The organism is Labilibaculum manganireducens, from assembly GCF_963665805.2.
Classification (GTDB): domain Bacteria; phylum Bacteroidota; class Bacteroidia; order Bacteroidales; family Marinifilaceae; genus Labilibaculum; species Labilibaculum manganireducens.
On sequence record NZ_CAXXEE010000003.1, the window covers coordinates 3,279,772 to 3,304,864 of the forward strand.

The 25,093-nt window shown below is 37.7% G+C and carries 18 protein-coding genes; 8 read left to right on the forward strand and 10 right to left on the reverse strand.

What is annotated here, in order from left to right; translation table 11 throughout:
* Window positions 1-299: 299 nt before the first annotated feature.
* The 3 genes from ACHZAX_RS12815 (at window position 300) to ACHZAX_RS12825 (ending at window position 3,495) form a co-directional block, all read left to right on the forward strand.
* Window positions 300-1,163 (forward strand): CvfB family protein, encoded by an 864-nt coding sequence (locus ACHZAX_RS12815; protein WP_197092830.1) that lies wholly within the window; start codon window positions 300-302, stop codon window positions 1,161-1,163.
* A 31-nt stretch (window positions 1,164-1,194) separates the two neighbouring features.
* Window positions 1,195-2,781: a dipeptidase gene (locus tag ACHZAX_RS12820; protein WP_320019395.1), complete on the forward strand. Its 1,587-nt coding sequence runs from the start codon at window positions 1,195-1,197 to the stop codon at window positions 2,779-2,781.
* Window positions 2,782-2,955: 174 nt separating this feature from the next.
* Complete coding sequence (locus tag ACHZAX_RS12825; RefSeq protein ID WP_320019396.1) at window positions 2,956-3,495, forward strand: glutathione peroxidase; 540 nt, start codon at window positions 2,956-2,958, stop codon at window positions 3,493-3,495.
* A 69-nt stretch (window positions 3,496-3,564) separates the two neighbouring features.
* On the opposite strand, the gene ACHZAX_RS12830 is transcribed toward ACHZAX_RS12825, so the two are convergent.
* The 5 genes from ACHZAX_RS12830 to ACHZAX_RS12850 form a co-directional block, all read right to left on the reverse strand.
* Complete coding sequence (locus ACHZAX_RS12830) at window positions 3,565-5,202, reverse strand: ABC-F family ATP-binding cassette domain-containing protein (protein WP_320019397.1); 1,638 nt, start codon at window positions 5,200-5,202, stop codon at window positions 3,565-3,567.
* Between the two features lie 120 nt (window positions 5,203-5,322).
* Window positions 5,323-6,606 (reverse strand): citrate (Si)-synthase, encoded by a 1,284-nt coding sequence (locus ACHZAX_RS12835; protein ID WP_320019398.1) that lies wholly within the window; start codon window positions 6,604-6,606, stop codon window positions 5,323-5,325.
* 240 nt (window positions 6,607-6,846) lie between these two features.
* A complete protein-coding gene (locus tag ACHZAX_RS12840; RefSeq protein WP_320019399.1) occupies window positions 6,847-7,716 on the reverse strand; it encodes a Cbp1 family collagen-binding glycoprotein adhesin in 870 nt (289 codons plus the stop codon).
* Between the two features lie 283 nt (window positions 7,717-7,999).
* Window positions 8,000-8,950, reverse strand: coding sequence for an ROK family protein (locus ACHZAX_RS12845; protein WP_320019400.1), 951 nt, complete (start codon window positions 8,948-8,950; stop codon window positions 8,000-8,002).
* A 21-nt stretch (window positions 8,951-8,971) separates the two neighbouring features.
* Window positions 8,972-10,201, reverse strand: a complete 1,230-nt coding sequence (locus tag ACHZAX_RS12850) for a sugar MFS transporter (protein WP_320019401.1) — start codon at window positions 10,199-10,201, stop codon at window positions 8,972-8,974.
* A gap of 256 nt (window positions 10,202-10,457) precedes the next feature.
* On the opposite strand from ACHZAX_RS12850, the gene ACHZAX_RS12855 reads away from it, so the two are divergent.
* Entirely contained in the window at window positions 10,458-11,336 is an 879-nt protein-coding gene (locus ACHZAX_RS12855) for an AraC family transcriptional regulator (protein ID WP_101311781.1), read from the forward strand.
* 2 nt (window positions 11,337-11,338) lie between these two features.
* Here ACHZAX_RS12855 and ACHZAX_RS12860 read toward each other — a convergent pair whose 3' ends face one another.
* Window positions 11,339-12,211, reverse strand: coding sequence for a metallophosphoesterase (locus ACHZAX_RS12860; protein ID WP_320019402.1), 873 nt, complete (start codon window positions 12,209-12,211; stop codon window positions 11,339-11,341).
* Between the two features lie 111 nt (window positions 12,212-12,322).
* Here ACHZAX_RS12860 and ACHZAX_RS12865 point away from each other — a divergent pair, with 111 nt between their 5' ends.
* From ACHZAX_RS12865 to murB, 4 genes are all read left to right on the forward strand, one after another.
* On the forward strand, window positions 12,323-12,661 hold the full coding sequence (locus tag ACHZAX_RS12865) for a hypothetical protein (protein ID WP_320019403.1): 339 nt from the start codon (window positions 12,323-12,325) through the stop codon (window positions 12,659-12,661).
* Window positions 12,661-13,206 (forward strand): hypothetical protein, encoded by a 546-nt coding sequence (locus ACHZAX_RS12870; protein WP_320019404.1) that lies wholly within the window; start codon window positions 12,661-12,663, stop codon window positions 13,204-13,206. Before ACHZAX_RS12865 ends, ACHZAX_RS12870 begins: the two co-directional genes overlap by 1 nt.
* A gap of 215 nt (window positions 13,207-13,421) precedes the next feature.
* The gene (locus ACHZAX_RS12875; protein WP_320019405.1) at window positions 13,422-14,447 is read left to right on the forward strand and encodes a threonine aldolase family protein; all 1,026 of its coding nucleotides are present in this window, start codon (window positions 13,422-13,424) and stop codon (window positions 14,445-14,447) included.
* Between the two features lie 31 nt (window positions 14,448-14,478).
* On the forward strand, window positions 14,479-15,492 hold the full coding sequence (murB, locus tag ACHZAX_RS12880) for a UDP-N-acetylmuramate dehydrogenase (RefSeq protein ID WP_101311786.1): 1,014 nt from the start codon (window positions 14,479-14,481) through the stop codon (window positions 15,490-15,492).
* A gap of 111 nt (window positions 15,493-15,603) precedes the next feature.
* Here the strand turns inward: murB and ACHZAX_RS12885 are convergent, their stop codons facing one another.
* The 4 genes from ACHZAX_RS12885 to ACHZAX_RS12900 form a co-directional block, all read right to left on the reverse strand.
* Window positions 15,604-16,338 (reverse strand): DUF6261 family protein, encoded by a 735-nt coding sequence (locus ACHZAX_RS12885; RefSeq protein ID WP_320019406.1) that lies wholly within the window; start codon window positions 16,336-16,338, stop codon window positions 15,604-15,606.
* A 2,535-nt stretch (window positions 16,339-18,873) separates the two neighbouring features.
* Window positions 18,874-22,224, reverse strand: a complete 3,351-nt coding sequence (cas13b, locus tag ACHZAX_RS12890) for a type VI-B CRISPR-associated RNA-guided ribonuclease Cas13b (protein WP_320019407.1) — start codon at window positions 22,222-22,224, stop codon at window positions 18,874-18,876.
* A gap of 4 nt (window positions 22,225-22,228) precedes the next feature.
* A complete protein-coding gene (gene csx27 / locus ACHZAX_RS12895) occupies window positions 22,229-22,954 on the reverse strand; it encodes a type VI-B CRISPR accessory protein Csx27 (protein ID WP_320019408.1) in 726 nt (241 codons plus the stop codon).
* Between the two features lie 897 nt (window positions 22,955-23,851).
* Window positions 23,852-24,904 carry an IS110 family RNA-guided transposase gene (locus ACHZAX_RS12900; protein WP_101311841.1) on the reverse strand — a complete coding sequence of 351 codons (1,053 nt, stop codon included), beginning with the start codon at window positions 24,902-24,904 and terminating at the stop codon, window positions 23,852-23,854.
* Window positions 24,905-25,093: the final 189 nt, after the last annotated feature.

The following is a 25,093-nucleotide window of genomic DNA, read 5'->3' on the forward strand; positions in this document are numbered from 1 at the left end:
AAATGATACATACTTAACCGATAACAACTACTGTTAAGCATTGATTGAGCTTAAATACCCAGATCAATTTTTTCGATTTTACAAATCTGCTGTACAACATGCCTCATTCTGCAAAGTCAGTTCGATTTAATACTCTTTTCCAGGAAGATTTATAGAGCAGAGCATTTTCAATTTGAAATTCGGGAATTGGCTCGGCAAACGAATATTTCGTAAAAAGATGCTTACATTTACCGTGTTAAATTTTTAAGTAGTAAAACCGCACTTTCATCTGTAAGTGATTCTTATTCAACACAGATAAAGTGATAAAATATAATATTGTGAGTATGATTGGTCAGTTTGCATCATTAAAAGTTGCTAAAATAGTCGATTTTGGAGTGTATTTACAGGGAGAAGATGAATCTTTAATTCTTTTGCCTACCCGATATGTGCCTCCTAAAACCCAATTGGATGATACTATTAAAGTATTTATCTATCGTGATTCGGAAAATCGAATTATTGCAACAACTCTTATTCCCTATGCTACAGTAGGTGAATTTGCTTATTTAAAGGTGAAAACGGTCAATAATTTAGGCGCATTTCTCGACTGGGGAATCGCTAAAGATTTGTTTGTTCCGTTTAGTGAGCAAAAAGACAACATGCAGGTTGGTTATTCTTACCTAATATTTGTTTATCTGGACAATGCATCAGGCCGGATTGTTGGAACAGCCAAAATCGAAAACGTACTTAGAGACGTAGAGACCTCCTATGCCGAAGGCGACGAAATAGAAATCCTGATCGGAAGAAGAAATGATTTAGGTTATCAGGTATTGATTAGCAACGACGCATTAGGAATGTTGTATCAGAATGAAATTTTTGAACCTGTTCGATGCGGAGATGTGCGCAAGGCATATATTAAGAAAATTCGTCCTGATGGGAAAATTGACGTTTGCCTTCAAAAACAAGGTTACGAAAACAAAATTCCTGATTCAGGAGAACAAATTCTATCTCAGCTAAAAAAAGAAGATGGTTTTCTTCCTTTAAACGACAAAAGTTCACCTGAAGATATTTATCACCTTCTAAATATGAGTAAAAAGAACTTCAAAAAGGCGGTCGGTCTTCTTTACAAACAAAAACTAATCACCATTGAAGATTCGGGCATATTTTTAGTGAAAGGCGCTAAATAGAAAAGAAGAACAAACAACACAACACGAACTTATGAAGAAACAATTTAGAATGAGCTTGTTCATTTTAATGGCGTCAATTTCATTTTCTGCCATTGCTCAGGACAAATCAGATTGGAAAAACGGTGTTCCGGAAGGATGCACCACCATAACGGTTGGCAGAATGGCTACTGCCGATGGCTCTGTTATTACATCTCACACCGATGACAGTCACCGTACAAGAGCATGGATGAATGTTGTTCCCGCTAAGAAGCACAACAAAGGAAATAAATTTGAGTTGTTTGAACGCTCTGCCTGCGATAGTTTGGCAATGCCAACTTATCAGCACAAAAAAATCGGAGAAATCGATCAGGTTGAAAAAACCTACCAATTCCTAAATACTGCCTACCCTTGCATTAACGAAAAGCAATTGGCCATTGGCGAATCTACTTTTGGCGGTCATGAAGAGTTGTTCTCTACAGAATGTTTGATCGATTGTCAGCGTTTGCAGCAATTAATGCTGGAAAGATGTTCTTCTGCCCGCGAAGCAATTAGTTTGGCTGATGATTTATTAAAAAAATACGGCTGGCGCGATTATGGCGAATGTCTTACCATTGCTGATAAAAAAGAGGTTTGGCATTTTGAGGTTGTTGGTCCGGGAAAAGGGAAAGTAGGAGCCGTTTGGGTTGCTCAGCGAGTTCCGAACGATCACATTTCGGTAAATGCGAACGCCAGTACCATTAAAGAGATTGATTTAAAAAATCCGGATTATTTTATGGCATCGGCGAATATTTTTGATGTTGCCAAAGAAAACGGATGGTGGAAAGAAGGCGAAACATTCCGCTGGAATTACGCTTATGCACCGGAGAGTCGTTTGTCTCTGGCTTCACGAAGAAGAGAATGGCGTGTGCTTTCAATGGCAGCTCCTTCCCTGAATTTGGATGCCAACGACAAAGATTTTCCTTTCTCGGTAAAACCGGATGAAAAAATAACAATGGATAAATTGGTAGAGATCTTTAAAGATTACTACGAAGGCACTCCATATAACTTTGTGAAAAATATCAAACAAGCAGATAAAGACGGCAATGAAGTGATATCTCCTTTTGCAAATCCTTTTATGCCTTACGATATGAATAAATTGTTTCGTGTGAATGGCGGATGGGATGAGCTGGGAGAAAGAACCATAGCCCGTTGGTATACCATGTATGCAACAATTATTCAATGTCGTGATTGGTTGCCCGATGAAGTTGGCGGCATTGTGTGGTTGGCGCAGGATAATGTGGCAAGCTCAATTTATATTCCGGTTTATTCGGGATCGACAGATTTAGCCGAAAGCTACAAAGTAAAAGCCCGCACATTGGGATATACCCGCACTTCTGCATGGTGGGCTTTCAACCGACTGGGTACATTATCGGCTCAGCGATGGGGCGACATGCGTCACGATATTGACAAGGTGTTTGTTCCATTACAAAAAAGCTATTTTGAGGAGCAAACAAAAATTGACGAGCAATTCATGAGTTTGAGTAAGAAAAAAAGAGTGGAATTCCTTACCAACAGAACCATTCAACTTGGAAACGAAGTGGTTGAAAAAGCATGGGAAATTGGTGATGGAATCTGGACCAAATACGATGAAAAATTCTAATATCCCTAAATATTGAATGAGAAAGAGCAACTGGTTGGTTGCTCTTTTTTTTGCAGCCTAATGTACAAACTGAGTCAAGCTCATCATAAAATAAAAATGCATTACTATTTCTCATCTTGTTTCGGAACAAAAAAGGGGGTAAATTGATGACTCGTTAATGTAAATAATCATACCATGCGAAAAATAATTACCATCTGTATCTTACTTATCTCAACTTCTTTTATGAGCTTTTCCCAAGAGAGTATACATCAATTTACAGTTACAACTATTGACGGTTCTGAATTTAATTTTGCTGATTTAAAGGGCAAAAAAATCATGATTGTCAATACGGCATCTAAATGTGGATTTACTCCTCAATACGAATTATTAGAGGCATTGTACAAGGAATATCAGGATAAAGATTTTGTAATTGCAGGCTTTCCTGCGAATAACTTCCTTTGGCAGGAACCTGGAACTGATGAAGAAATAAAAGAATTTTGCACAAAGAATTACGGCGTCAGTTTTCCTATGATGTCGAAAATATCAGTAAAAGGAAGTGATATACATCCAATTTACAGCTGGCTGACACAAAAGTCGAAAAATGGAGTGATGGATTCGAAAGTAAAATGGAACTTCCAAAAATACCTGATTGATGAAAATGGGAAGCTTGTTGATGTACTTTCCCCAAAAGAAAAACCAAATTGCGAAAAGGTAATTTCATGGTTAGAACAATAAATGAGTTTCAACAAAAAAAGAGACGCAATGGCGTCTCTTCAATATAATTGTATTGTCTGCTGTGCTGATCTAATTCTTACGTTCCAGTTCGTTTAAATTCTCCATTTTCTTCGTCCTAAGAAAGGAGTAAATATCACCCAAATGTTCCTTCACCTTCTTGTTTCCAAATTCGTAAACCTTCTCAGCCAAACCATCCAGAAAATCACGGTCGTGAGAAACCAGAATTATGGTTCCGTCAAATTCTTTTAAGGCGGCCTTCAAAATATCTTTGGTTTTCATATCCAAATGATTGGTTGGCTCATCAAGAATCAGCAAATTCACCGGCTCCAGCAACAATTTAATCATTGCCAACCGGGTTTTTTCTCCACCCGACAGAACTTTTACCTTTTTTGTTGAGTTGTCACCTCCAAACATGAAAGCGCCTAATATATCTTTAATTTTTGTTCGGATATCTCCCTTGGCAATATCATCAATGGTTTGAAAAACCGTTAAATTTTCATCCATCAACGAAGCCTGATTCTGAGCAAAATAACCAATCATCGTATTGTGCCCAAGTGTTAAGTTACCACCATGCTCAATTTCCTGCATAATGGCTTTTACCAAAGTCGATTTTCCTTCTCCGTTTTTACCTACAAAAGCCAGCTTCTCTCCTCTTTGTATTGTAAAATTCACACCTGAAAATACAGTATGATCACCGTAAGTTTTTTCAACATCTTCCATAATTACAGGATAATTTCCTGAACGCGGCGATGGCGGGAATTTTAAACGAAGTGCTGAATTATCTTCCTCATCAACCTCAACAATATCAAGTTTTTCGAGCATTTTCACCCGCGATTGAACCGCCAGTGTTTTGGAATACGTCCCCTTAAACCTGTCAATAAAAGTCTGATTATCAGCAATCATTTTTTGCTGTTCCTCAAATGCTTTTTGCTGATGAACTCTTCGTTCCTTGCGAAGCTCTAAATATTGAGAGTAATTTACTTTGTAATCGTAAATTCTCCCCATTGTAATTTCAATAGTCCGTGTCGTGATTTTATCAACAAAAGCCCTGTCATGAGAAATAATAACAACGGCTTTTCCCGAATTAATCAGAAAATCCTCTAACCATTGTATCGATTCAATATCCAGGTGATTCGTCGGCTCATCCAAAAGAATCAAATCGGGATTTTGCAGAAGAATTTTTGCCAATTCGATTCTCATTCTCCAACCACCGCTAAATTCGCTGGTTGGTCTTGTGAAATCTTCCCGTACAAACCCCAATCCAAACAGTGTTTTCTCAACTTCTGCATCGTAGTTTATTTCTTCTATCGAATAGTATATTTCACTTAAAGCAGAAACATCCTCAATCAATTTGTAATAGCTCTCCGATTCAAAATCTGTTCGTGTACCCAATTCCACATTCATTTCCTCAATCTGCTTCTCCATCTCGAAAATGGAAGCAAAAGCCTGAGCTGTTTCTTCGAATACCGTACGGGTATTATCTGTCATTAAATGCTGTGGCAAATAAGCAATCACCTTATCCTTAGGACTTGAAACTCTTCCCCGGGAAGGACTTTCGGCTCCTGCAATTATTTTCAAAAGAGTAGATTTACCAGCCCCGTTTTTTCCCATTAAAGCAATTCTGTCCTTTTCATTAATCACAAAGGAAATGTCTTTAAATAAAGTGGTTCCTCCAAATTCTACCGCTAAAGCATCTACACTAATCATCTCTTTAATTTAAATGAGCCGCAAAGATAATCACTTTAAGGAAATCTGAAATAAATTCTGTGCGATTGACATTTAAAATTTAAATAAGAACCCGATTGGCACTAGTCGCTTCTCTCAGTTTCAATTCCCGTCAAGTTTATCTATTACCCATTTATTGGTCACACTTTTAGGTCTGATAATTGGCTGTCCCAATCCTAAGGCAAGGATATTCTGAGCACAAAAACCCATTACTCTCGAAACACCAAACAAAACGGTATAGAAATCGAACTGATTCAGCCCGTAATGATAAAGCAGCGAACCCGACATGGCATCAACATTTGGCCATGGGCTAGCCACTTTACCTCCTTTATAAGCTGATAAAATATCAGGAACCAGCTTGAATAGTTTTTTGGCAATTTTAAAACAATGATTACCGGCACAATTGTCATTCCCAAAATTCATAAAAGCTGTAAACCGAGGGTCGGTTACCCGAAGTACCGCGTGACCATAACCAGGAATCACATTGCCTGAATCCAAAGTATCTATAATATATTTCTTTAATTCTTTATCGTCCGGATCAGCTCCAAGTTGATCATAAATTTTTAGGATGAATCGTAAACACTCCTGATTTGCCAAGCCATGTAACGGACCTGCCAAACCGTTAAGTCCTGCTGAAACGGCATAATACAAATCCGAAAGAGCCGAATTAACCACTCTTGATGTAAATGCGCTCACATTCCCTCCTTCATGATCGCAATGCAAAACCAAATACAGGCGCATTAAATCCGCAAATCCCTCATCATCATTAACACCAAGCATGCGTGCCAAATTGCCCGACCAATTCAAATTTGAATCGTAAGGAATTAAATTCCCGTCTCCAAAGCGAATTCGATAAATACCTGCTGCAAGTTCTGGTAACTTTGCAAGTATATTCATCGCATCCTCCAGGGTGTATTTCCAATAATCTGCTTTTTGTAAGCCTTTCTGATACTCTTTTTTAAATACAGACTCATTTTCCATCGACAAAATACCCAGACTCAACATGGTCATCGGATGAGTGTCCTTTGGAAGACTGCGCAACACATCCCATGTGTATTGCGGTACCTTGGCACGTTTATTTAAATCATTCTGAAAATCGGCAAGCGATTCCTTATCCGGAAATTTTCCTGTACTCAAAAGGAAAAATATTTCCTCAGGTAATTTATCCGAAAACTCATTTGTTGTATACTTTCCGATATAAAGGCCCGAATAAGGATCAACATAAGAGGTGTTGCAAGCCAATGCAACCAATCCACGCATTCCACCATATATTTGTCCGACAGTAACTTCCGAAACTACTGAATTACGGCCTCGGGCAAAAATATTATCAATTTCCAACTGCAATTCAATAATGTGATTTTGAATTCCTTCCCGTAGATTATCCATATCAATTTTATTATTCCGTTTCAACACAAATCTAAAAAAGAGTGCAGGCAATACACTTAACAGAGGCAAGAGGACTTTATATAAGTTACAAAAAAATGGCTGATTAGGAAACTTAACATATAGACTATTAGCAGTTTATTGAAAATTAAACACCTCCGAAGTCATCTTTTCAGATGACTTTTATTAAATAAAAAAAGCATCCCAAAATGGGATGCTTACAACCAATCTGTTTGGTTTGTATTATTTCACTGCAACTACTAAATATTTTGATGCTTTCCAGAACTCATTTGGATCAAGAATTGTGATTGCTTCAATTTCTTTATCCGTTCCTTCAAATCGATAGGAATCACTTGGGTGAGAAGTTACTAAACTAACTTTCTTTCCTGATACAGGAATAGTTGTTGTTTGAGTAATATCAATGTTATTGAAATTATCAGGATTAATTTTCTGATTCAACTTGTTGGTTGCTCCGATTCCTAAAATACCACCAGTACTTGTTACAACCTGCTTCAATTTCAGCTCCTTAATATCTCCGATTACGTAATGAGCAGTATTTAAGTTGGTTGTTTGCTCTTCTATTGTCTTGGCTTTGCTGTCATTCTCAGTATTTAATGCAACAACAGTTCCATTCAATTCAGTAACCTGACCGTTCAAATTGTCAACTTCAACATTAAGCTGTGCCAGCTGCTCCGATAAAGCATTAATTGATTTATCCTTTTCTTCAATTTGTACTTTTAAACCAGCAATCAATTTTTTTAGTTTTGAGTTTTGGTACCAGCTGTTATTCAATTTTTTATCCAGACTTTCAAGCTTTGCTTTGTTTTCTTCCAAAAGATCGCGAACCAAACCTAAATCAGTAACGATCTGTGCTTTTTTTCCAACACTTGGATTCTCACTTGCACTAACAGAAATAATATTTTCTTTCTCTTTAATTATTGCCAGATTAGCCGCAATAACATCAAACGATTCAACAAAATCATCAATGGTAGAATCTTTTTCCTGAGCCATTTGAGTCAGTTGAACATTTTGCTCACGCAATTGCTTTAATTCTTTCTGATTACATGCTGTAAACAGAGGTAATACCAGGAGTGCAAATACTAACTTTCTCATAATTTTTAATTTTAATAAGTTTACATCAATTCAAATTCACAGATCAATAAGAGAAATCTGTGCCAGAAATAAATTCAAATTAAAAACCAACATACAAAAGCAACCTAATCATTCATTACCAACACAATACACTCTATCAGGCAATTTTAATTTTTCAATTTTCAGTTTGTAAATGTGTGGAATCTTTCCCCCAGTTTGTAGAAACAATTTCTACAAACAAAAAGTGCCTGCATAAATGCAGGCACGAGGGGTTAACTTTCAAACTAAGTCTGAAAGCTATCGGTTATCTTTTGTTCCAGATTAAAGATGCTGCACCTAAAACCGCTGCGTCATCCTCAATTCCTGAAGCTAATATTTTAACTTTTCCTTTATAAATGGAAAGAAGTTGTTCTTCGAGTGTTTCTGCAACCGGATTAAAGAGAATATCTCCCGCCTTGGTTAATCCTCCAAATAGAAAGATTGCCTGCGGACTGGTTACAGCCACAACATTGGCAAGAACCTCTCCCAGCATTCTGGCAGTATATCGAAATGTTTCTTTTGCTACTAAATCGCCTCTGCCGGCAGCTTCAGCAACCATTTTTGCTGTCAGCCTGCTAAACGGAACATCTCTCAGCTCACTATCGCCCATGTGCCGTGCCAACAACTTATAAACAGTTCTTTTCACTCCTGTTGCAGAAACATAAGTCTCCAAACACCCCTTACGTCCGCAGCCACACTCCCGTCCGCTGGCGCGGACAATCATATGTCCAACCTCACCAGCAAAACCATCGTGACCATATAACAAATCACCGTTCACCACAATTCCACTGCCCAATCCGGTTCCCAAAGTAATCACAATGAAATTATTCATTCCTTTTGCAGCACCAAAAACCTTTTCTCCCATGGCTGCAGCATTGGCATCGTTGGTAATAATAACCGGAACATCTATTCTCTTTTTCACTAAATCTGCTAAAGGTATACTCCCCTTCCACCGCAAATTAGCTGCATTTTCAATAGTTCCCGTATAAAAACTGGCATTTGGAGCACCAATACCAACTCCAATTATCTGCATTTGTTCTGCTGATCCATTCATTGCAGATTCAACCTCAACAAACAATTCATCTAAATAATCCTCAATAGCAGCGTGTTTTTGAGTTGGTAAACTTCCTGTCACCAAGCAATTCCCTTCCGAATCAATACAGCCAAAAACTGTATTGGTTCCACCTATATCGATACCTAAAGCAACTTCCTTCATCCCAACAAAATAAATTATTAATTACGCGTGTTTGTGTCCTCTTAAGGCATAGAATAAAATGTATCCGTAACAGATAATGGTTAAAGCAAATGCATTTCGCAATCCGAAATTATCGGCTAACACTCCCATTATCATTGGGACTATTGCCCCTCCAACTATCGCCAGACACAAAACACCTGACCCCTGACTGGTGTATCTACCCAAACCATCAATTGCAAGAGTAAAAATAGTCGGGAACATGATTGAGTTAAACAATCCTACCAAAACAAGACTCCACATGGCAACGTATCCATTGGTAAGCATACTGACAACAATTAATGCTGCAACCATAACAGAATTGAAAGCCAATACTTTTGAGGCTGATATCTTTTGCATGATTGCTGATCCTATAAACCGGCCGATCATCGCACCCCCCCAAAATACCGAAACATAGCTGGCCGCTTCTGCTTCACCAAACAGGTGCAATCCTTCGTCGCCAAAATACATCACCAAAGCACTACCTATGGAAACCTCTGCACCCACATAAGTAAAAATGGCAACCGCACCCAAAATTAAATGTCTGAATTTCCACACCGAACCTTCTGCTTTTTCTTCCTCAACCTCCTGAATTTTCGGTAATTTCACCAAAGCAAAAATCACTGCAATTACAGCCAATGCAATTGCCAGTCCAAGATATGGCATTTGAACCGCTTCAGCCTTGCCTGCACTATCAATACTTGTGTTATCCAATATTAAATAAGCACCAAAAATTGGAGCAACAGTGGTTCCCAAACTATTAAATCCTTGAGTAAGATTCAAGCGGCTTGAAGCCGTTTCGGGTGTGCCTAATTCTGCAACAAAGGGGTTTGCTGCCACCTGAAGAATAACTATCCCTACTGCCAACACGAACAAGGCAAAAAGAAAAAATCCGTAGGACAAAAATGCTGCGGCAGGAAAAAACAAAGCAGCACCAATAGCCGCAACTCCCAATCCTGTTACAATTCCCATTTTATAACCAATCTTTCCAATAATCCAACCGGCCGGCAAAGACATTAAAAAATAGGCGCCAAAAAAGGTAAACTGTACCAACATTGCCTGCGTAATTGACAAATCGAACAATCCTTTTAAATGAGGAATTAAAATATCATTCATGCAGGTTAAAAATCCCCACATAAAAAACAGAGAAGTCAGCAGGGCTAAAGCTCCTTTGTAGTTCATTCCCTGCGCTTGTGTGCCGGAATTACTCTTACTATTCGTGCTAATTGAGACCATAAGTATATTTTTTCAATCGTTTGTATTTCTGTGTACAAATCTCAATCAATTTCTTATGAATTAATTTTACTATTTTATCATTTTATTGCACTATATTCACACTTTATTAATAACAAACGATAGCAAAAGGCAATAATGCACAAGTACTGCTTTTAATGATATTAATTTGCAATTTGAATTTAACACAAAAAACAGCCGGTAATATATTAGCTTTTAATGAGTAAATATTAAACAGAGCAGTTAAAATAATACAACTATGTCGCTACTACTTGAAGAGATACCGATAAAAAATGAGCATTCGTTCCGATCTAAGATTGATGTTTTACCGCACATTGAAGTTCCGTGGCATCATCATCCCGAATTTGAATTGATCTACATTGAAAAAAGCAGAGGCACTTTGGTGGTAGGTGACTGTATTGACAATTTTAAAGATGGCGATTTGATATTTATTGGTCCCAACACTCCTCATGTAATGAAGAACGATGAGTCTTACTACCGAAAAGAAAATGATTTGCGCGCTATTGCCTGGGTCGTTCATTTTAAAGAGGATAGTTTTGGCAAAGAGTTCTTTCTATTGCCTGAAATGTATCGAATTAAGAAGTTCCTGACCAAATCGTTTCAGGGAGTGCGGATTGAAGGCAGTTCAAAATACAAGATCATTCAGCTTTTAAAAACACTTCATTCTTCGGAATTTGCTCAGCGGATTCTTGTACTGCTGCAGATATTGCAGGTTTTAGCTCTATCGGATGATCTGGAGTATCTGGCTTCGGATAATTTTGTGGAAACGTTCCAGCACAGAAACAATCAGAAACTGTATCAGATTTACGAATATGTAAGCAAAAACTTTCAGCAAAAAATAGAATTGGACGAAGCAGCTAAAATTGCCAACATGAGTAAAACCGCATTTTGCCGCTTCTTTAAAAGCAAAACGAATAAAACCTTTTCCGAATTTCTGAATGAAATGCGAATCAATTATGCAAAAAAGCTTCTTGCCGAAGGCAGGTTAACGGTGGCTCAGATTGCCTACGAATGCGGCTTCAACAGTCCCTCTTACTTCAACAAGACTTTTAAATCGGCTACCGGAAAATCACCTCTTCAGCTAAGAGGAAAAAGTCTGGAATCGTTCCAATCCTAAAATCAAAAGAGATCGTGACAACATTCAAGCAATTCCATTGAATTGGCATATGTTTTTTCGGCATCGATGAGCAGGTATTTCTTTTCCAAATCGCGTAAGCAGCCGGCACTGCTGCACAAGCGCAATTTACGGGCTCCGATGGTTTCTGCTCCGTAATCAACACCAATGTGACCGCTGACCAGTGTTCTCATTGGTGAATTTTGACGATCTGCACTTGCAAACTGCAGCAAATCATCAATCATTTTAAAATATTCCTCTCCATACTGCCGTTCGTTGCCATTCATTAAAACATCCCACAAATAATCCCCTTCGGCAGTATCCATAAACAGGGAACCAATCTGCGGATTATAGGTATGAATACTTTCAATGTGTGCAGTAAATTCTCCTTCATGGGAATACTGCCTGAACCAATTCAAATCAAACTCTTTGGTACGTGCATAACGATCGGAACTACCGGCATGACTCACCAAAACACCTCCTTTGGTTCTTAGCAGAAACGGCATATCCATAAAAAAGCGTATTATCTCTTCCCTGTTCTTCCGAATCCGGTTCTCGAACCAGGAGGTAAACTCCAGATTGCCCCGATGCAAAGGAATATGATAGATGTGAACCAACTCATGATTCCCCAGCAAACAGATCACATCGCTTCCCTTTTTGTTTGCGCCTGTTTTAATGAGTTCCTGAATCATTTCCAGAGATTCATCTTTTTGCCTGCCGGGATAAGCATGAATTAAATCGCCCAGAAAAACCAGATAATCCGCTTTCCCTTCGCTTTTTAATTTTCCATACACGTTCAAAATCTGCCGAAAATCAAATCCATTTCCATGCAAATCGGACACTATCATTAATCGCCCATACTGAATGTCACAAATCATTTTTACTTATCTTTATAATTCAAAGCTTTAATCTGCAAAAGTTCTAAAATTGTTATAAATTATATTTGCAAACATACAACTACATTCAGGTAAAATTAAAATTTTTTAGATATGCTTGAAAAATTACTGAAAAACCCCGAAAAATATTTTTGGTCGATAAATAATGACGGCGATCTCGTTCTGGGAAATGCAGATCTTGGACTGAAAGCAAAACTCACGTTAACCTTAACCAATAAATGGATCAATCTGGCTCCTTTGGTTGAATCCAGTCCGGGAAATTACATCGGACAATCGGAAACCTTCATGAAAAATACCAAAGAATACGAGCTGGTTGCAGAACTTTACAAATTAATTAAAGCCCAATTAAAAGAACCTACACTAATTGAAAGAGAAAAAACCACTAAGAACACCTATGCTTTTCTACTCAAATATTATCAAGAAACTAAATAATGATCAGATCAATTATAACTGCAGTATTTCTTAGCATTATCATCATACAGCAAGCAGTGGCGCAGCACCCGGATAAATTAAAGTCAGGAGATCTTTTCCCCGAAATAAAAGGGGAATTGTTGTCTTCCAAAGCGATTACCCTTCCCGATCATTGCAAAGGAAAAGTGAGCGTTTTAATCATTGCATTTAAAAGAGGTACTCAGAATCAGATTGACACCTGGACCCAACCACTCATGAAAGAGTTCAGCATCTGCAGCGATTTTCGTTTTATTGAAGTGCCCATGATCAGTAACTTTTACTCTTGGTTGTCGCATTATATCGACAATGGAATGCGTGGCGGCATTGCTGAACCAATGCACAAAAATGTAATGACTTATTATGGTCCTTTAAACAGCTATTACAACTACTTCGATGTTCAGGACAAAAAGCTGTGTTACCTTTTCCTTTTGGATAAAGAAGGTAGAATTCAGTTCCTTACCAAAGGTGAAGCCAAACCCGGCGATCTGTCTGTTTTACTTCAAAAAATAAAAATTCTTTTGCAATAGATTATCAGATTTTAGATAAGAGATATCAGACTGATTTACAAGATCCTTGTTCCCATTTTCTTTCTGCCGAAACACCCATTGGGAAAATCACTCAAAGAATTAAGCAGAAGCAAAACATTCGCATTTTTAATGGCAGTACAGCATTTTCAAACTTTTTATCGAAATATTTAGTGAATAAAGTTTACTTTTAATGCTTCGATATAAAAGCACAGAAAATGAATAAAAGAGGATTTGCAAGCGATAATTTTTCAGGAATATTGCCGGAAGTAATGGAGGCCATTCAGAATGCGAACCAAGGTCATGTAATGGCTTACGGCGGAGATCCGTACACAGCAGCTGCAATTGAAAAGTTCAAAACCCTGTTTGGAAGCAATATTGATGTATACTTTGCCTTCAACGGAACCGGAGCCAATGTTATTAGCCTTTCAACATTAACCCAATCGTATCATTCCATTATTTGTCCGGCTACGGCTCACATTCAGGTTGACGAGTGCGGTGCCCCGGATAAATTTACAGGTTGTAAAGTAATTCCTATTGAAACACCCGACGGCAAAATATCGCCCGAATTAATTCTCCCGCATTTGCACGGATTTGGTTTTGAGCATCACTCCCAGCCAAAAATGATTTCGATTACTCAGTGCACCGAATTGGGAACCGTTTATACGCCCGAAGAAGTGAAAGCCATCTGCGATTTGGCACATGCCAACAACATGTACGTTCATATGGACGGTGCACGACTGGCAAATGCTGTTGTAAGTCTGGATGTTGATGTAAAAGAATTTACCACCCTTGCCGGTGTTGATGTGCTCAGTTTTGGCGGTACCAAAAACGGCATGATGCTGGGCGAAGCAGTCATCTTTTTTAATCCGGAACTATCGAAAGAAGCCAAATACGTTCGTAAACAAAGCATGCAGCTTTGTTCTAAAATGAGATACATTGGTGCACAGTTCGATGCCATGCTCACCAACGGACTGTGGCTGAAAACAGCCCGTCATGCCAACAAAATGGCCAAACTGCTCGAACAGGAAGTTCGGAAGATAAACCAGATAAAAATTACCCAAAAGGTTCAGGCCAACGGCATTTGGGCACTTATCCCTAAAGATAAAATTGAACAACTTCAGGAAGAATACTTTTTTTGGGTTTGGGATGAACAGGCAGGCGAAGTGCGCTGGCTGTGCTCTTTCGACACCACCGAAGATGATATTCTTGGTTTTGTAAAACTTCTTAAACAAACTCTTTAATACCATTCATTGATAACTGATAACTGATAAAATGGCCTCTCTTCGTAAAAACTTCTCATTAAAAAATTACAATACATTTGGCATAGAAGCCAATGCCCGATATTTTTTCGAATTCGATACTGTCGAAGAAATTCAAGACTTTTTAAGCAAAAACGACATCCTTAACATTCAGTATTTACTGATGGGAGGCGGCAGCAACCTTTTGTTTACCGATGATTTTAACGGTCTGATTATTCACCCAAATGTAAAGGGAATAAAAATTCTTGAAGAAGATGATGATTCGGTTTTGGTTCGGGCTGGTGCCAACGAAGATTGGGATGAATTTGTAGCCTGGTGTGTTGAGAATCATTTATCGGGCATTGAAAACCTGTCTCTGATTCCGGGTGTGGTTGGTGCAGCTCCTATCCAAAATATCGGAGCCTATGGTGTTGAGGTAAAAGACGTGATAGAAAGCGTGGAAGCCATATCAATAGATAGTAACAAAAAAGTAACTTTCAGCAATGCGCACTGCGAATTCGACTATCGGTACAGCGTTTTTAAAAACGAATACAAAAATCAATTCATTATTACCCACGTTAATTTCCGACTCAGCAAACAGGCCGAATATAAAATTCATTACGGCGCCATTGCCCGGGAACTGGAAGCTTACGATGAAGTGAATCTGAAAAATATCCGCGAAGTAATCATCAAAATCCGCGAAAGCAAACTGCCCGACCCAAAAATACTGGGCAATGCAGGCAGTTTTTTCAAAAACCCTGTGCTTGCCAAAACGGAAGCCGATGCCCTAAAAGCGAAACACGAAGACATGCCGGTTTATGAGTTAAACGAAACACAAAGCAAACTGGCCGCCGGCTGGCTGATTGAACAATGTGGCTGGAAAGGCAAACAAATAGGCGATGCCGGTGTTCATAAAGATCAGGCGCTGGTAATTGTGAATCATGGCCATGCAAAAGGATCTGAAATACTCGAATTGGCCAACGAAATCAGAAAATCGGTGCTCTATAAATTTGGTGTGAAGCTGGAAATGGAAGTAAATGCGGTTTAAGCAGACCAGTGCAATGATAAAATGCCAATTAAAAACACATAAAAAAAACCCCTTCGGACAATTGTTCAAAGGGGTTTGCTTCAGTTTGTATGTAGTTGCAAATAATTCTCTCTAGTTCAATTCCTGATTTACTCTTTCCTTTTTGCGCTTTAAGGCAGCCATACGGCTGCGCAGCTTGTTGTTGCCGGCTTCAATTAATGTATTTACCACATCGGCAAAAGGCTTGTATTTTTCAGGATTTGCCTTCGCCATTGCGCCTAAATAACCCAACAACTCATTGTTAATAATGTTCTTCAGTTCCTGGGCAATAACCGATGCCGCTTTGGCATTTTCCCGTTCGTTTTTGTCTTCGATCAATTTGGATGCTGATGCATCAAAAACGGCCTGCGATTGTTCCAAATTATCCATCAATTGTTTTAAATCAGCTATTGCCTGAACATGTTCCTCCAATTCGGGTGCCTTTAAATCGCTCAACATGGCCCGTACCCCGACACTTTCTATGGTGTACGATTCTTCGGCGATTTTTATCCCGTAACGATCCAAAATTTCTTTTATATGCAAAGCCTTTTCCTGAGCGGCACTTGGGCGGCGCATGCATTTGGCTTTTACTTCATAAAAAATGGCGCGCAGATCCAAATCACGTGCCTCATCCTTTTCCTTTAATTCACTATTCAGCCAACCCGAATTAATCTTCCCAATTAACTCGTTCGACATCCCGGTTAATTTTCCGAGTGTGATGCTGTAGTACGCATCTTCTGTTATGGGGTATTTTTTACTTAATTCTATTATGCCTTGACAATCTTCTGCAACTTCATTGGTAATTGCATTTGCATGTATTTTTTTCATTTCTGTTTGGGTTTGGTTAAAAATTGAAAACCAAAGCTATCCATAATATTTTAAAAAACAAACATAAATCAATAAATTATGGATGAATGCAGCAACACAAAATACCAATAACAATGGATTACAATAGAAAACAATCAACAAAACCAGTCAATGTAAGATAAAGCCAGCCCCTTATTTAAACCATTTTATCAGCTTAACAGATAATTAGTACCCATTTAAAACAAACTTTTATAAACCCCTCAAACAAGCAACTCCGCATCTTATTTAACCAGCCCACATTTATCCCTAACACAAGTTCATACTAGCCATTTTTTCCGCTGGACGGGATATCTGAAACTCATGAAACATATTTTTTTCGCTGGACAGGATATCTGAAACTCATAGAAGACATCTTTTTCGCTGGACGGGATATCTGAAACTCATAGAAGGCATCTTTTTCGCTGGACGGGATATCTGAAATTCATAGAAGACATTTTTTCCGCTGGACGGGATATCTGAAACTCATAGAAGACATCTTTTTCGCTGGACGGGATATCTGAAACTCATAGAAGACATTTTTTTCGCTGGACGGAATATCTGAAACTCATAGAAGACTTTTTTTCCACTGGACGGGATATCTGAAACTCATAGAAGGCATCTTTTCCGCTGGACGGGATATCTGAAACTCATAGAAGGCATCTTTTTCGCTGGACAGGATATCTGAAACTCATAGAAGGCATCTTTTTCGCTGGACAGGATATCTGAAACTCATAGAAGGCATTTTTTTCGCTGGATGGGATATCTGAAACTCATAGAAGGCATTTTTTTCGCTGGACGGGATATCTGAAATTCATAGAAGACATTTTTTCCGCTGGACGGGATATCTGAAACTCATAGAAGACATTTTTTCCGCTGGACAAGAAAAAAGGCCGGACTGAGGGCCTGGCCTTTTCAAAATAGCTGCTGCATGAATTTTCCAACATTCAATATTTGTTGTGTGTGCCCTTTCAAATAAAATATTTACAATCCCCGAGCTAAAGCACGGGGCAATGGATGTTGTGTGTGCCCTTCAAAATAAGAGCAACTATAACATTGCGCTAGTCATTTAATTAATCAAATCAGTTGCGTGTACCCTTCAAAATAGGAGCATTTACAACATTATTTCTTTAAGATGGCACAAATAGTTGTTGTGTATACCCTTCAAAATAAGAGAAATTACAACCTGCTTGTTATTGACGATTAAGATACGGTGTTGTATGTGCCCTTCTAAATAAGAGTAATTACAACGATGCTCAATTATATCACAACAGCCAAATTGTTGTGTGTGCTTTCCAAAATAAAAGCAATTACAACATGAGTACAAATTTAAACTAATAAATTGAAGTTGTGTATACCCTTCAAAATAAGAGCAATTACAACCTGCTTGTTATTGACGACTAAGATACGGTGTTGTATGTGCCCTTCTAAATAAGAGTAATTACAACGATGCTCAATTATATCACAACAGCCAAATTGTTGTGTGTGCTTTCCAAAATAAAAGCAATTACAACACGGTAAAAAATCGCATCCTAAATATGTAGTTGTGTGTACCCTTCAAAATAAGAGCAACCACTGCTGACAATTAACAATTGATAATTATCAATTAATAATTAATTGTATTACCCTTCAAAATAAGGACAATTACAACCTGCTTGCTATTGACGACTAAGATACGGTGTTGTATGTGCCCTTCTAAATAAGAGCAATTACAACGATGCTCAATTATATCACAACAGCCAAATTGTTGTGTGTGCTTTCCAAAATAAAAGCAATTACAACCGTATGATTTAATTATGCAAAAATCATTACGTTGTGTATACCCTTCAAAATAAGTGCAATTACAACACATAGACACCTTGAATAACTCAATCAAGTGTTGTGTGTACCCTTCAAAATAAGAGCAACCACTGCTGACAATTAACAATTGATAATTATCAATTAATAATTAATTGTATTACCCTTCAAAATAAGAGCAATTACAACACATAGACACCTTGAATAACTCAATCAAGTGTTGTGTGTACCCTTCAAAATAAGAGCAATTACAACTACTGAGGTTGCAGCTTTGTATGATAAAGTGTTGTGTATACCCTTCAAAATAAGAGCAATTACAACTTAGTTATGAACGGTTCAGCGATTATCAGAGTTGTGTATACCCTTCAAAATAAGAGCAATTACAACATCTATCCGGAATAACGATAGGGATACTGCGTTGTGTATACCCTTCAAAATAAGAGCAATTACAACTTATTAATAAAGAAATGATGCTTAATGTGCGTTGTGTATACCCTTCAAAATAAGAGCAATTACAACAAAGCTGTGAAACCATTGGAGCAATACATAGTTGTGTATACCCTTCAAAATAAGAGCAATTACAACATTGCTCTATCTTCATTATTCGTAAATAGAGTTGTGTATACCCTTCAAAATAAGAGCAATTACAACTGGCTGTTATAAATGCCTTATTTGCAAAGGATAAACCGTTTTTTAGTCAGTAAAAAACGGAGGTATTTTCTACTATATAGCTAGTATGGCGTCAATTTTTTCATTGTAAAGTGCTGCTATTTGCAGGGCAAAATTACTATCAGTCCACTGATTAACAAACAAACTCATCGTCTTTTTTTGAGGGAATAAATTGTGCGAAAAACAGTTCCGAACCCTATTTAAAAACAAAAATTCGTTTTCGTTTATCCGCCCCTCATCTTTAAGCCATTGCAAATAGGCTTTGTGCGGAATGTGTCCGTTTTTACAATCCTCATCTATAAAATTATCGGTGGCATGGTTTGTTATCAGCCTTTCTTCGAGTTTAAATGCTGCATCAAGAACCGTGTGTCTGGCCGTATTATAGGCCTCCAATTCGTTTTTAAGATTGGGCAATGGTATTTCGTTTTCGGTAAAATATTCAAATAACTCAGGCAGGCGCCGGTCGAAAACATACTTATGCAGCATGCTGTGATCTTTTCGTTTGCGCTGATCGATAATTGTTCTTGTTATTTCGGCATTATTTTCGAACCACAATTTTCCGGTAACCGGTTCCTTCACGGTAATGGTTTTGTTTAAAAGCGTATCTATTTGGTTCAGCTTCAAGTCCCGATCGGCATTCATTAGTTTTTCGAGCATCAGAAGCATTATCCGATCTTCTTCCTGCAACAAACGAATTTGCTTTTCGGAATTCGATATGCTTCGCTTAAATACTTTTTCTACCTGACTGAGCTGAATATCCGGCAAACGTCGGTCGGTTCTTTGTTCTATTCTTCTTTCATTTCGCTTTGCTCTAAAGGCTTTTTTTACACTATCGGAATAAAAATCGGCAAACATTGCATTCTCCTGCAGTTTAAAATTCACTTTTTCATCGAAAATAAAATACTCCCTTTCGGCATTGTAAAAGCTTTGCGTACTGTCGCCGCGATTTTTCCACCAAATTTTAAAAAGCTCATTGTATTTGGCCTCTGCAGGATACTCCACTTCGTGCGCCTCTAATTTATTTTGCAGCAAACGAATTAGGGTTTCATCGAACAGGTTGGTTGGTAAATTGATCGGCGCTTTACCATCCCCTTTCACCTTTCCCTTTGTTACATTATGCAGCCATTCATCCAGATTGTAGTTTGTTTTCTCTTTTAGCTGACGTAGGGTAAAAGGAATGTTTGACAAATCAGCAGGCAGTTTTACTTCGGTAAGTTGTTTTCCGGCTTCCTCGTTCCACTCTCTTTTATAAAAAGTGTTCATCATCCACGATTTATCGGTGGTACTTGTCTTTCCTGATCGAAAGTTTTTAACTGCAAGCATTTTATTCACCTTCTCCTGAAGATAAATGAAGTAAAGATCCTGCGTGTATCGTATTTTGCTGAATTCAATATTTTTTAAAAAGGGATGCCCGCCGGCCTCGTTAAGCCGAAGCTCTTTGCTGATGAGATCAATAAACAGGGCTTTTTTTTCGGGATCGGCAAACAAAGCCAAACATTCCTGCATTTTATCGTAATAAAACGAGGTGATTTTTTTCTTTTTATCGGTACTGATAATCATATCAACAATATCCTTTGCCAGGAAAGTAGCCATTTCGCCAATTTTCGGAATTTTCCCCTTTCCTGTTTTGGTAAATTTCTGATACGCCTTTAAGCGATCCATGCCTTCGCGCTTCATTCGTTTAATTCGGTCGGAAATGGCGCGGTTCTCATCAATATCAACAATGCACAACCAGTAGTCTAAAATGCGTGTTGGTATTTGTTTGTGGTTCAGATTGTATTGTGCCAGCACCTCATCCAAGGTTTTTTTACGTTTTCTTAAATAAGCCAATGCATTTGGCTTGTAGGCAGGATCTTTTTTCGAATCCGATCTTTTATTGAATTCGTTCCAGTCGTTTGGCAATTTCCCCTTTACCTCATCAATAAACTGCTTATTGGTAATTTTATTGTTGCAGGCCAAAATAAAATCGTTGATCAGTTCTTCGGGTTTTCCCTTTTGCAGATATTCCAACACAATAATTTTGGGCAGCTCGTGCAAACTCAAAAAGGCTTCGGGCAAAGCTTGCTTAAGGCTTTTCTTAATTTTCGATTCTGAATTCGGCCTATTGATTACTATTGACTTCGCACAATTGGTGTGCAAACCAATTTTATTGTTTTTTGTGTTGTAAAAGGGTGCATATTGATCAAAACCGAGCGAATTTCCACCTTTGTCAATCTGTTGCAAGACTTCTTCCCCATCTTCAAAATCGCTTAGCTTTCCAAATGCTTTTGCATTTTGCACAATGCTTCGTGGGTACAATTCATTATTAACGGGCTTTTCGTATTCGTCGATGAGTAACTTCCCCAAATTAATCTGAAAACGCAATTTGCTAAAGATATCCGTTTCGTCGATAAACTTTAATGCAAAATAAGAGAAGCGGTTGCTGTGTCTTATTTTTCGTGTAAGTGCCTCAATATACTTGTCGTAATCTTCAATAGCAAGCTTGTCATTCGTGCTGTTATCCAACAAGTTTTCAATTTTCAGACTATCCAGATCGGGTTTAAATGCTTTCCTTTCCTCATCGGTAATTACGCTGTACAGTTCTTTGGGACATCGGTTCAGGGTATTGATTATATCCAGTGTGAGTGCCTGCTTTTTATCTTCGCTTACAAACCGATTGTGCGGCAGTTTGGCACAAAAGGCCATTAATACCTCTCGTGTGGCAATAAAACTATTGAACTGTGTTCCTTTTAATCCTTTAATTTTCCCAATAAACTGAAACGCATGTTCCCGCTCTAAAAACATCGAAATTAAAAAGACAAAACCATCAGTTGTTATTGTGTTATCCTGATTTACAAGTACACGTTCTTTTACAGGTTCAAAATCTTCATCGTTTAAAACGCCATTGAACCTCTCCTTTGTATATTCAACAGCCCGTGCAAAATTAAGCCTAAGTAATTCGGCAGCTTCTTTCGAAATTGTCGTTTTTCTTTTGTTCCCTTTTGCTACGGAATAGTAATGAGAGTAATCGTTTCTGAACTCTTGAATTTCGCTGAACAAACATCGTAAAGAAGCTGTCATTGCCGCAAAATCTTTTCCTGTATTCCTATTATTCGGGTCGCCGGTTCTTTCCGATTTTGGAAGTTTCTCAAAGTCGAAAACTTTTATAATTGGGAAAAACTTAACTGCAATAGAATGAGCCAAATTCCAGTTAAGATGCTTTCTGTTGTTGCTGCATAAAAAACTGTCCAATATTTTTTCTTCATCAGAAAGAGTTGATATTTTAATTTTATGGGCAACAGAATTGCTGATACAAAAGATATTTAACCTCGCCATATTCAGATAGCCTCCAAAATACTGCGGATCGTTTTCTATTGTTTTGTAAACATGCAAGCCCTTATGCTCTGTTGTTTCGATTGTTTCCATTGTGCTAAATTTGTTGTAGATGAGTAAAATAAGCCCAATACATTTTCATGACCATTCGTTTGCGGTACCATTGGGCAAGCCGTGCCGAAACAAAAAGAATAAAGAATAATAATATATTAAGCCAAAGTGCGGTAAATATATCTGGTTTGTTTAAATGGAGAGAAGTAATAAAATGCAGGGCAAACAAAAATACCTCCAACAAAAGAAGCAGGATGCAGGCCAGAGCTGTTTGCCGAAAGAAAAAATAAAAGCTTTGAAAGGTTTTAGGGTGTTCTATTTTGCCGTGATGCTCCAATTCGTAATACATGCGGTCGTAAAACTCATCCTGCAAAACATCCGTTTCTTTCTGCTGGTCGGCTGTAAGATTATCGAAACCGGTTTTATTCAAAAAGATGTTTTTTCCGTACCATTCTTTTGCTTTCTTATTTAAAGTTTCATTCATCAATTGGTGAAGAAACTTCATTTTTAAATAAAGAACAGCAACAGGTTTGTACATTCCCAAAAGCCGGTTGTACCATTTCTGCTGTACTAAATAGAAATTTACAGCGTAAAGCGTGGCTCCAATGATAAGTGCAAAACACAATGTGATACCAATGTTTACCTGCCAATTAAGCGCTCCGAATAATGCAGGTATAAATCCATAAAGATTACTGATGATATTACAAAAAAACAAAAAGAGTACTCCGGGCAGCAACAGCCCCAGCAAATCGTAAAGTGAAAACTTTCCCATCCTATTTATTGTTTGATTTAACTTCGGCTTTCTGCGGAATATTTATTCTACAGCAAAACCAATTGCGAATCCGAATCTACAAAACAATAATTAGTTAACAAAATAAACAATAGCGAATAAAAAAGAAATTGCTAAAACTCTGAGGTCTTTGGCGCTGTCAGGAGTTAGCAATTGGTGGATGTAAAGTTGGGATTGCAGTTCGGCTTTAGCCAACTGGATTTAAAATATTCCAATCTTTTGCTTTAGCATCATTTTTACTCCTTCCGCGAATAAAAAAGAAATTGCTAAAACTCTGACAGGTCTTCGACGCTGTCAGGAGTTAGCAATTGGTGGATGTAAAGTTGGGATTGCAGTTTGGCTTTAGCCAACTGGATTTAAAATATTCTAATCTTTTGCTTTAGCATCATTTTTACTCCTTCCGCGAATAAAAAAGAAATTGCTAAAACTCTGAGGTCTTTGGCGCTGGCAGGAGTTAGCAATTGGTGGATGTAAAGTTGGGATTGCAGTTCGGCTTTAGCCAACTGGATTTAAAATATTCTAATCTTTTACTTTAGCATCATTTTTACTCCTTCCGCGAATAAAAAAGAAATTGCTAAAACTCTGAGGTCTTTGGCGCTGTTAGGAGTTAGCAATTGGTGGATGTAAAGTTGGGATTGCAGTTCGGCTTTAGCCAACTGGATTTAAAATATTCTAATCTTTTGCTTTAGCATCATTTTTACTCCTTCCGCGAATAAAAAAGAAATTGCTAAAACTCTGACAGATACTGTGGTAAAATCCAAATTAAATTAATAATTATTTCCTAAATTTATGGTATGAAAGAAAACTTCAAATGATTATTCATTTAAGTTTATCTAGCGGCGGAGTATAGCTCCGCCTTTTTTATGACTCTTTATTACTCTAAGCTTTCACTGTGGATAAATTCCTATCATTATAGTTTATAATATAGGCTTCGTTTTTTTTCCATAGAGTATAGATTAGAATTAATAGCTTTCGCATAACTGCAATTAGACCTTGCTTTTTTACACTTCTACCTTCATTTATGCGATTATAAAATGTTTTTAAGTCTGGATTATAAACAGATGCGGTCATAGCTGGCATATAAAGTGCAGCACGAATTCTAGCATTTCCTTTTTTTGATATTTTCGTTTTTCCTTTAAAGCTCCCTGATTCCTTCTCAATAACATCGAGACCTGCATAGCTAACTAATTGACGAATATTACGAAATAGTAAAAAGCCATTTGTTTCTGCTAAAATCTTGATGACTGTTATAAAACCGAGGCCTTTAACGGAGATTATGTTTTCTAATTTGTCGAATAAAATCTCATCTTCTTTTACAAGGAGTAACATTTCTTGTTTTACAGCTTCTTCTTGTTGTTTATAGAATTCAATTTGTTGTTGTTTTAGTGTAATAACACGTGGATGTACACTGTAAGCTTGTTGTAAGGCATGAAGCTGAGACTGAGCAGTAGAGCAGGCTTCTTTTAAACTCGTGTGTTCTCGTGAGAGATCTCGTATCATTTTAAAAGATTTGCTCGGAGGTGTCCATATATCTGTTCCAGATAGATTTTTTTCAATTCCGAATTCTGCAATCATTTTTGAATCGACTTTATCGGTCTTTGTTTTTAGATTACAACTCTTCGCATAATATTTGATCTTCTGAGCCAATTGAACACTAACCAAACAATCTCGTTCATATAAGAAATAAGCTAAATTTTCATAATAAACACCTGTTGCCTCCATCACAAAGACTAAACTGCATCCAGGTTTAGTATTTCGGTTTATACACCAGGTATAAAACTCTTGCATCCCCGATAAATCATTGGTAAAAGACTTAGTCCCTTTGATGACGATCTTATGGCTATTGCTTAAAGCTTTATAACAGGCATAGAACATGTCTTTCCCTATATCTATTCCAACCACCTGTTTGCTTAATTCTTGAGACTCATTCATAAGTGTTCTGTTTTAATAAGAATTCTTCTCACAGTCTTTCCTCGCAGTTGATACGAAATCTATACATTAAGCATAGTTTCTCAATACTGTTCTGACTCGTAGAAAGAAAACAGAATAGGAGGATTATCTGTCAGTGGACATACATAAGCGTTGTCTAGGTCTAATTCTTACTCCTGATTCTGTTCTTAT

What these genes read in the sequence shown, in the direction of transcription:
- ACHZAX_RS12875 (WP_320019405.1), top strand. Translation starts at nt 13,422, where the DNA reads ATGAATAAAAGAGGATTTGCAAGCGATAATTTTTCAGGAATATTGCCG.
- ACHZAX_RS12845 (WP_320019400.1), bottom strand. Translation starts at nt 8,950, where the DNA reads ATGAAGGAAGTTGCTTTAGGTATCGATATAGGTGGAACCAATACAGTT.
- ACHZAX_RS12820 (WP_320019395.1), top strand. Translation starts at nt 1,195, where the DNA reads ATGAAGAAACAATTTAGAATGAGCTTGTTCATTTTAATGGCGTCAATT.
- ACHZAX_RS12885 (WP_320019406.1), bottom strand. Translation starts at nt 16,338, where the DNA reads ATGAAAAAAATACATGCAAATGCAATTACCAATGAAGTTGCAGAAGAT.
- ACHZAX_RS12860 (WP_320019402.1), bottom strand. Translation starts at nt 12,211, where the DNA reads ATGATTTGTGACATTCAGTATGGGCGATTAATGATAGTGTCCGATTTG.
- ACHZAX_RS12900 (WP_101311841.1), bottom strand. Translation starts at nt 24,904, where the DNA reads ATGAATGAGTCTCAAGAATTAAGCAAACAGGTGGTTGGAATAGATATA.
- ACHZAX_RS12835 (WP_320019398.1), bottom strand. Translation starts at nt 6,606, where the DNA reads ATGGATAATCTACGGGAAGGAATTCAAAATCACATTATTGAATTGCAG.
- ACHZAX_RS12825 (WP_320019396.1), top strand. Translation starts at nt 2,956, where the DNA reads ATGCGAAAAATAATTACCATCTGTATCTTACTTATCTCAACTTCTTTT.
- ACHZAX_RS12855 (WP_101311781.1), top strand. Translation starts at nt 10,458, where the DNA reads ATGTCGCTACTACTTGAAGAGATACCGATAAAAAATGAGCATTCGTTC.
- ACHZAX_RS12865 (WP_320019403.1), top strand. Translation starts at nt 12,323, where the DNA reads ATGCTTGAAAAATTACTGAAAAACCCCGAAAAATATTTTTGGTCGATA.
- csx27 (WP_320019408.1), bottom strand. Translation starts at nt 22,954, where the DNA reads ATGGGAAAGTTTTCACTTTACGATTTGCTGGGGCTGTTGCTGCCCGGA.
- ACHZAX_RS12870 (WP_320019404.1), top strand. Translation starts at nt 12,661, where the DNA reads ATGATCAGATCAATTATAACTGCAGTATTTCTTAGCATTATCATCATA.
- cas13b (WP_320019407.1), bottom strand. Translation starts at nt 22,224, where the DNA reads ATGGAAACAATCGAAACAACAGAGCATAAGGGCTTGCATGTTTACAAA.
- murB (WP_101311786.1), top strand. Translation starts at nt 14,479, where the DNA reads ATGGCCTCTCTTCGTAAAAACTTCTCATTAAAAAATTACAATACATTT.
- ACHZAX_RS12840 (WP_320019399.1), bottom strand. Translation starts at nt 7,716, where the DNA reads ATGAGAAAGTTAGTATTTGCACTCCTGGTATTACCTCTGTTTACAGCA.
- ACHZAX_RS12830 (WP_320019397.1), bottom strand. Translation starts at nt 5,202, where the DNA reads ATGATTAGTGTAGATGCTTTAGCGGTAGAATTTGGAGGAACCACTTTA.
- ACHZAX_RS12850 (WP_320019401.1), bottom strand. Translation starts at nt 10,201, where the DNA reads ATGGTCTCAATTAGCACGAATAGTAAGAGTAATTCCGGCACACAAGCG.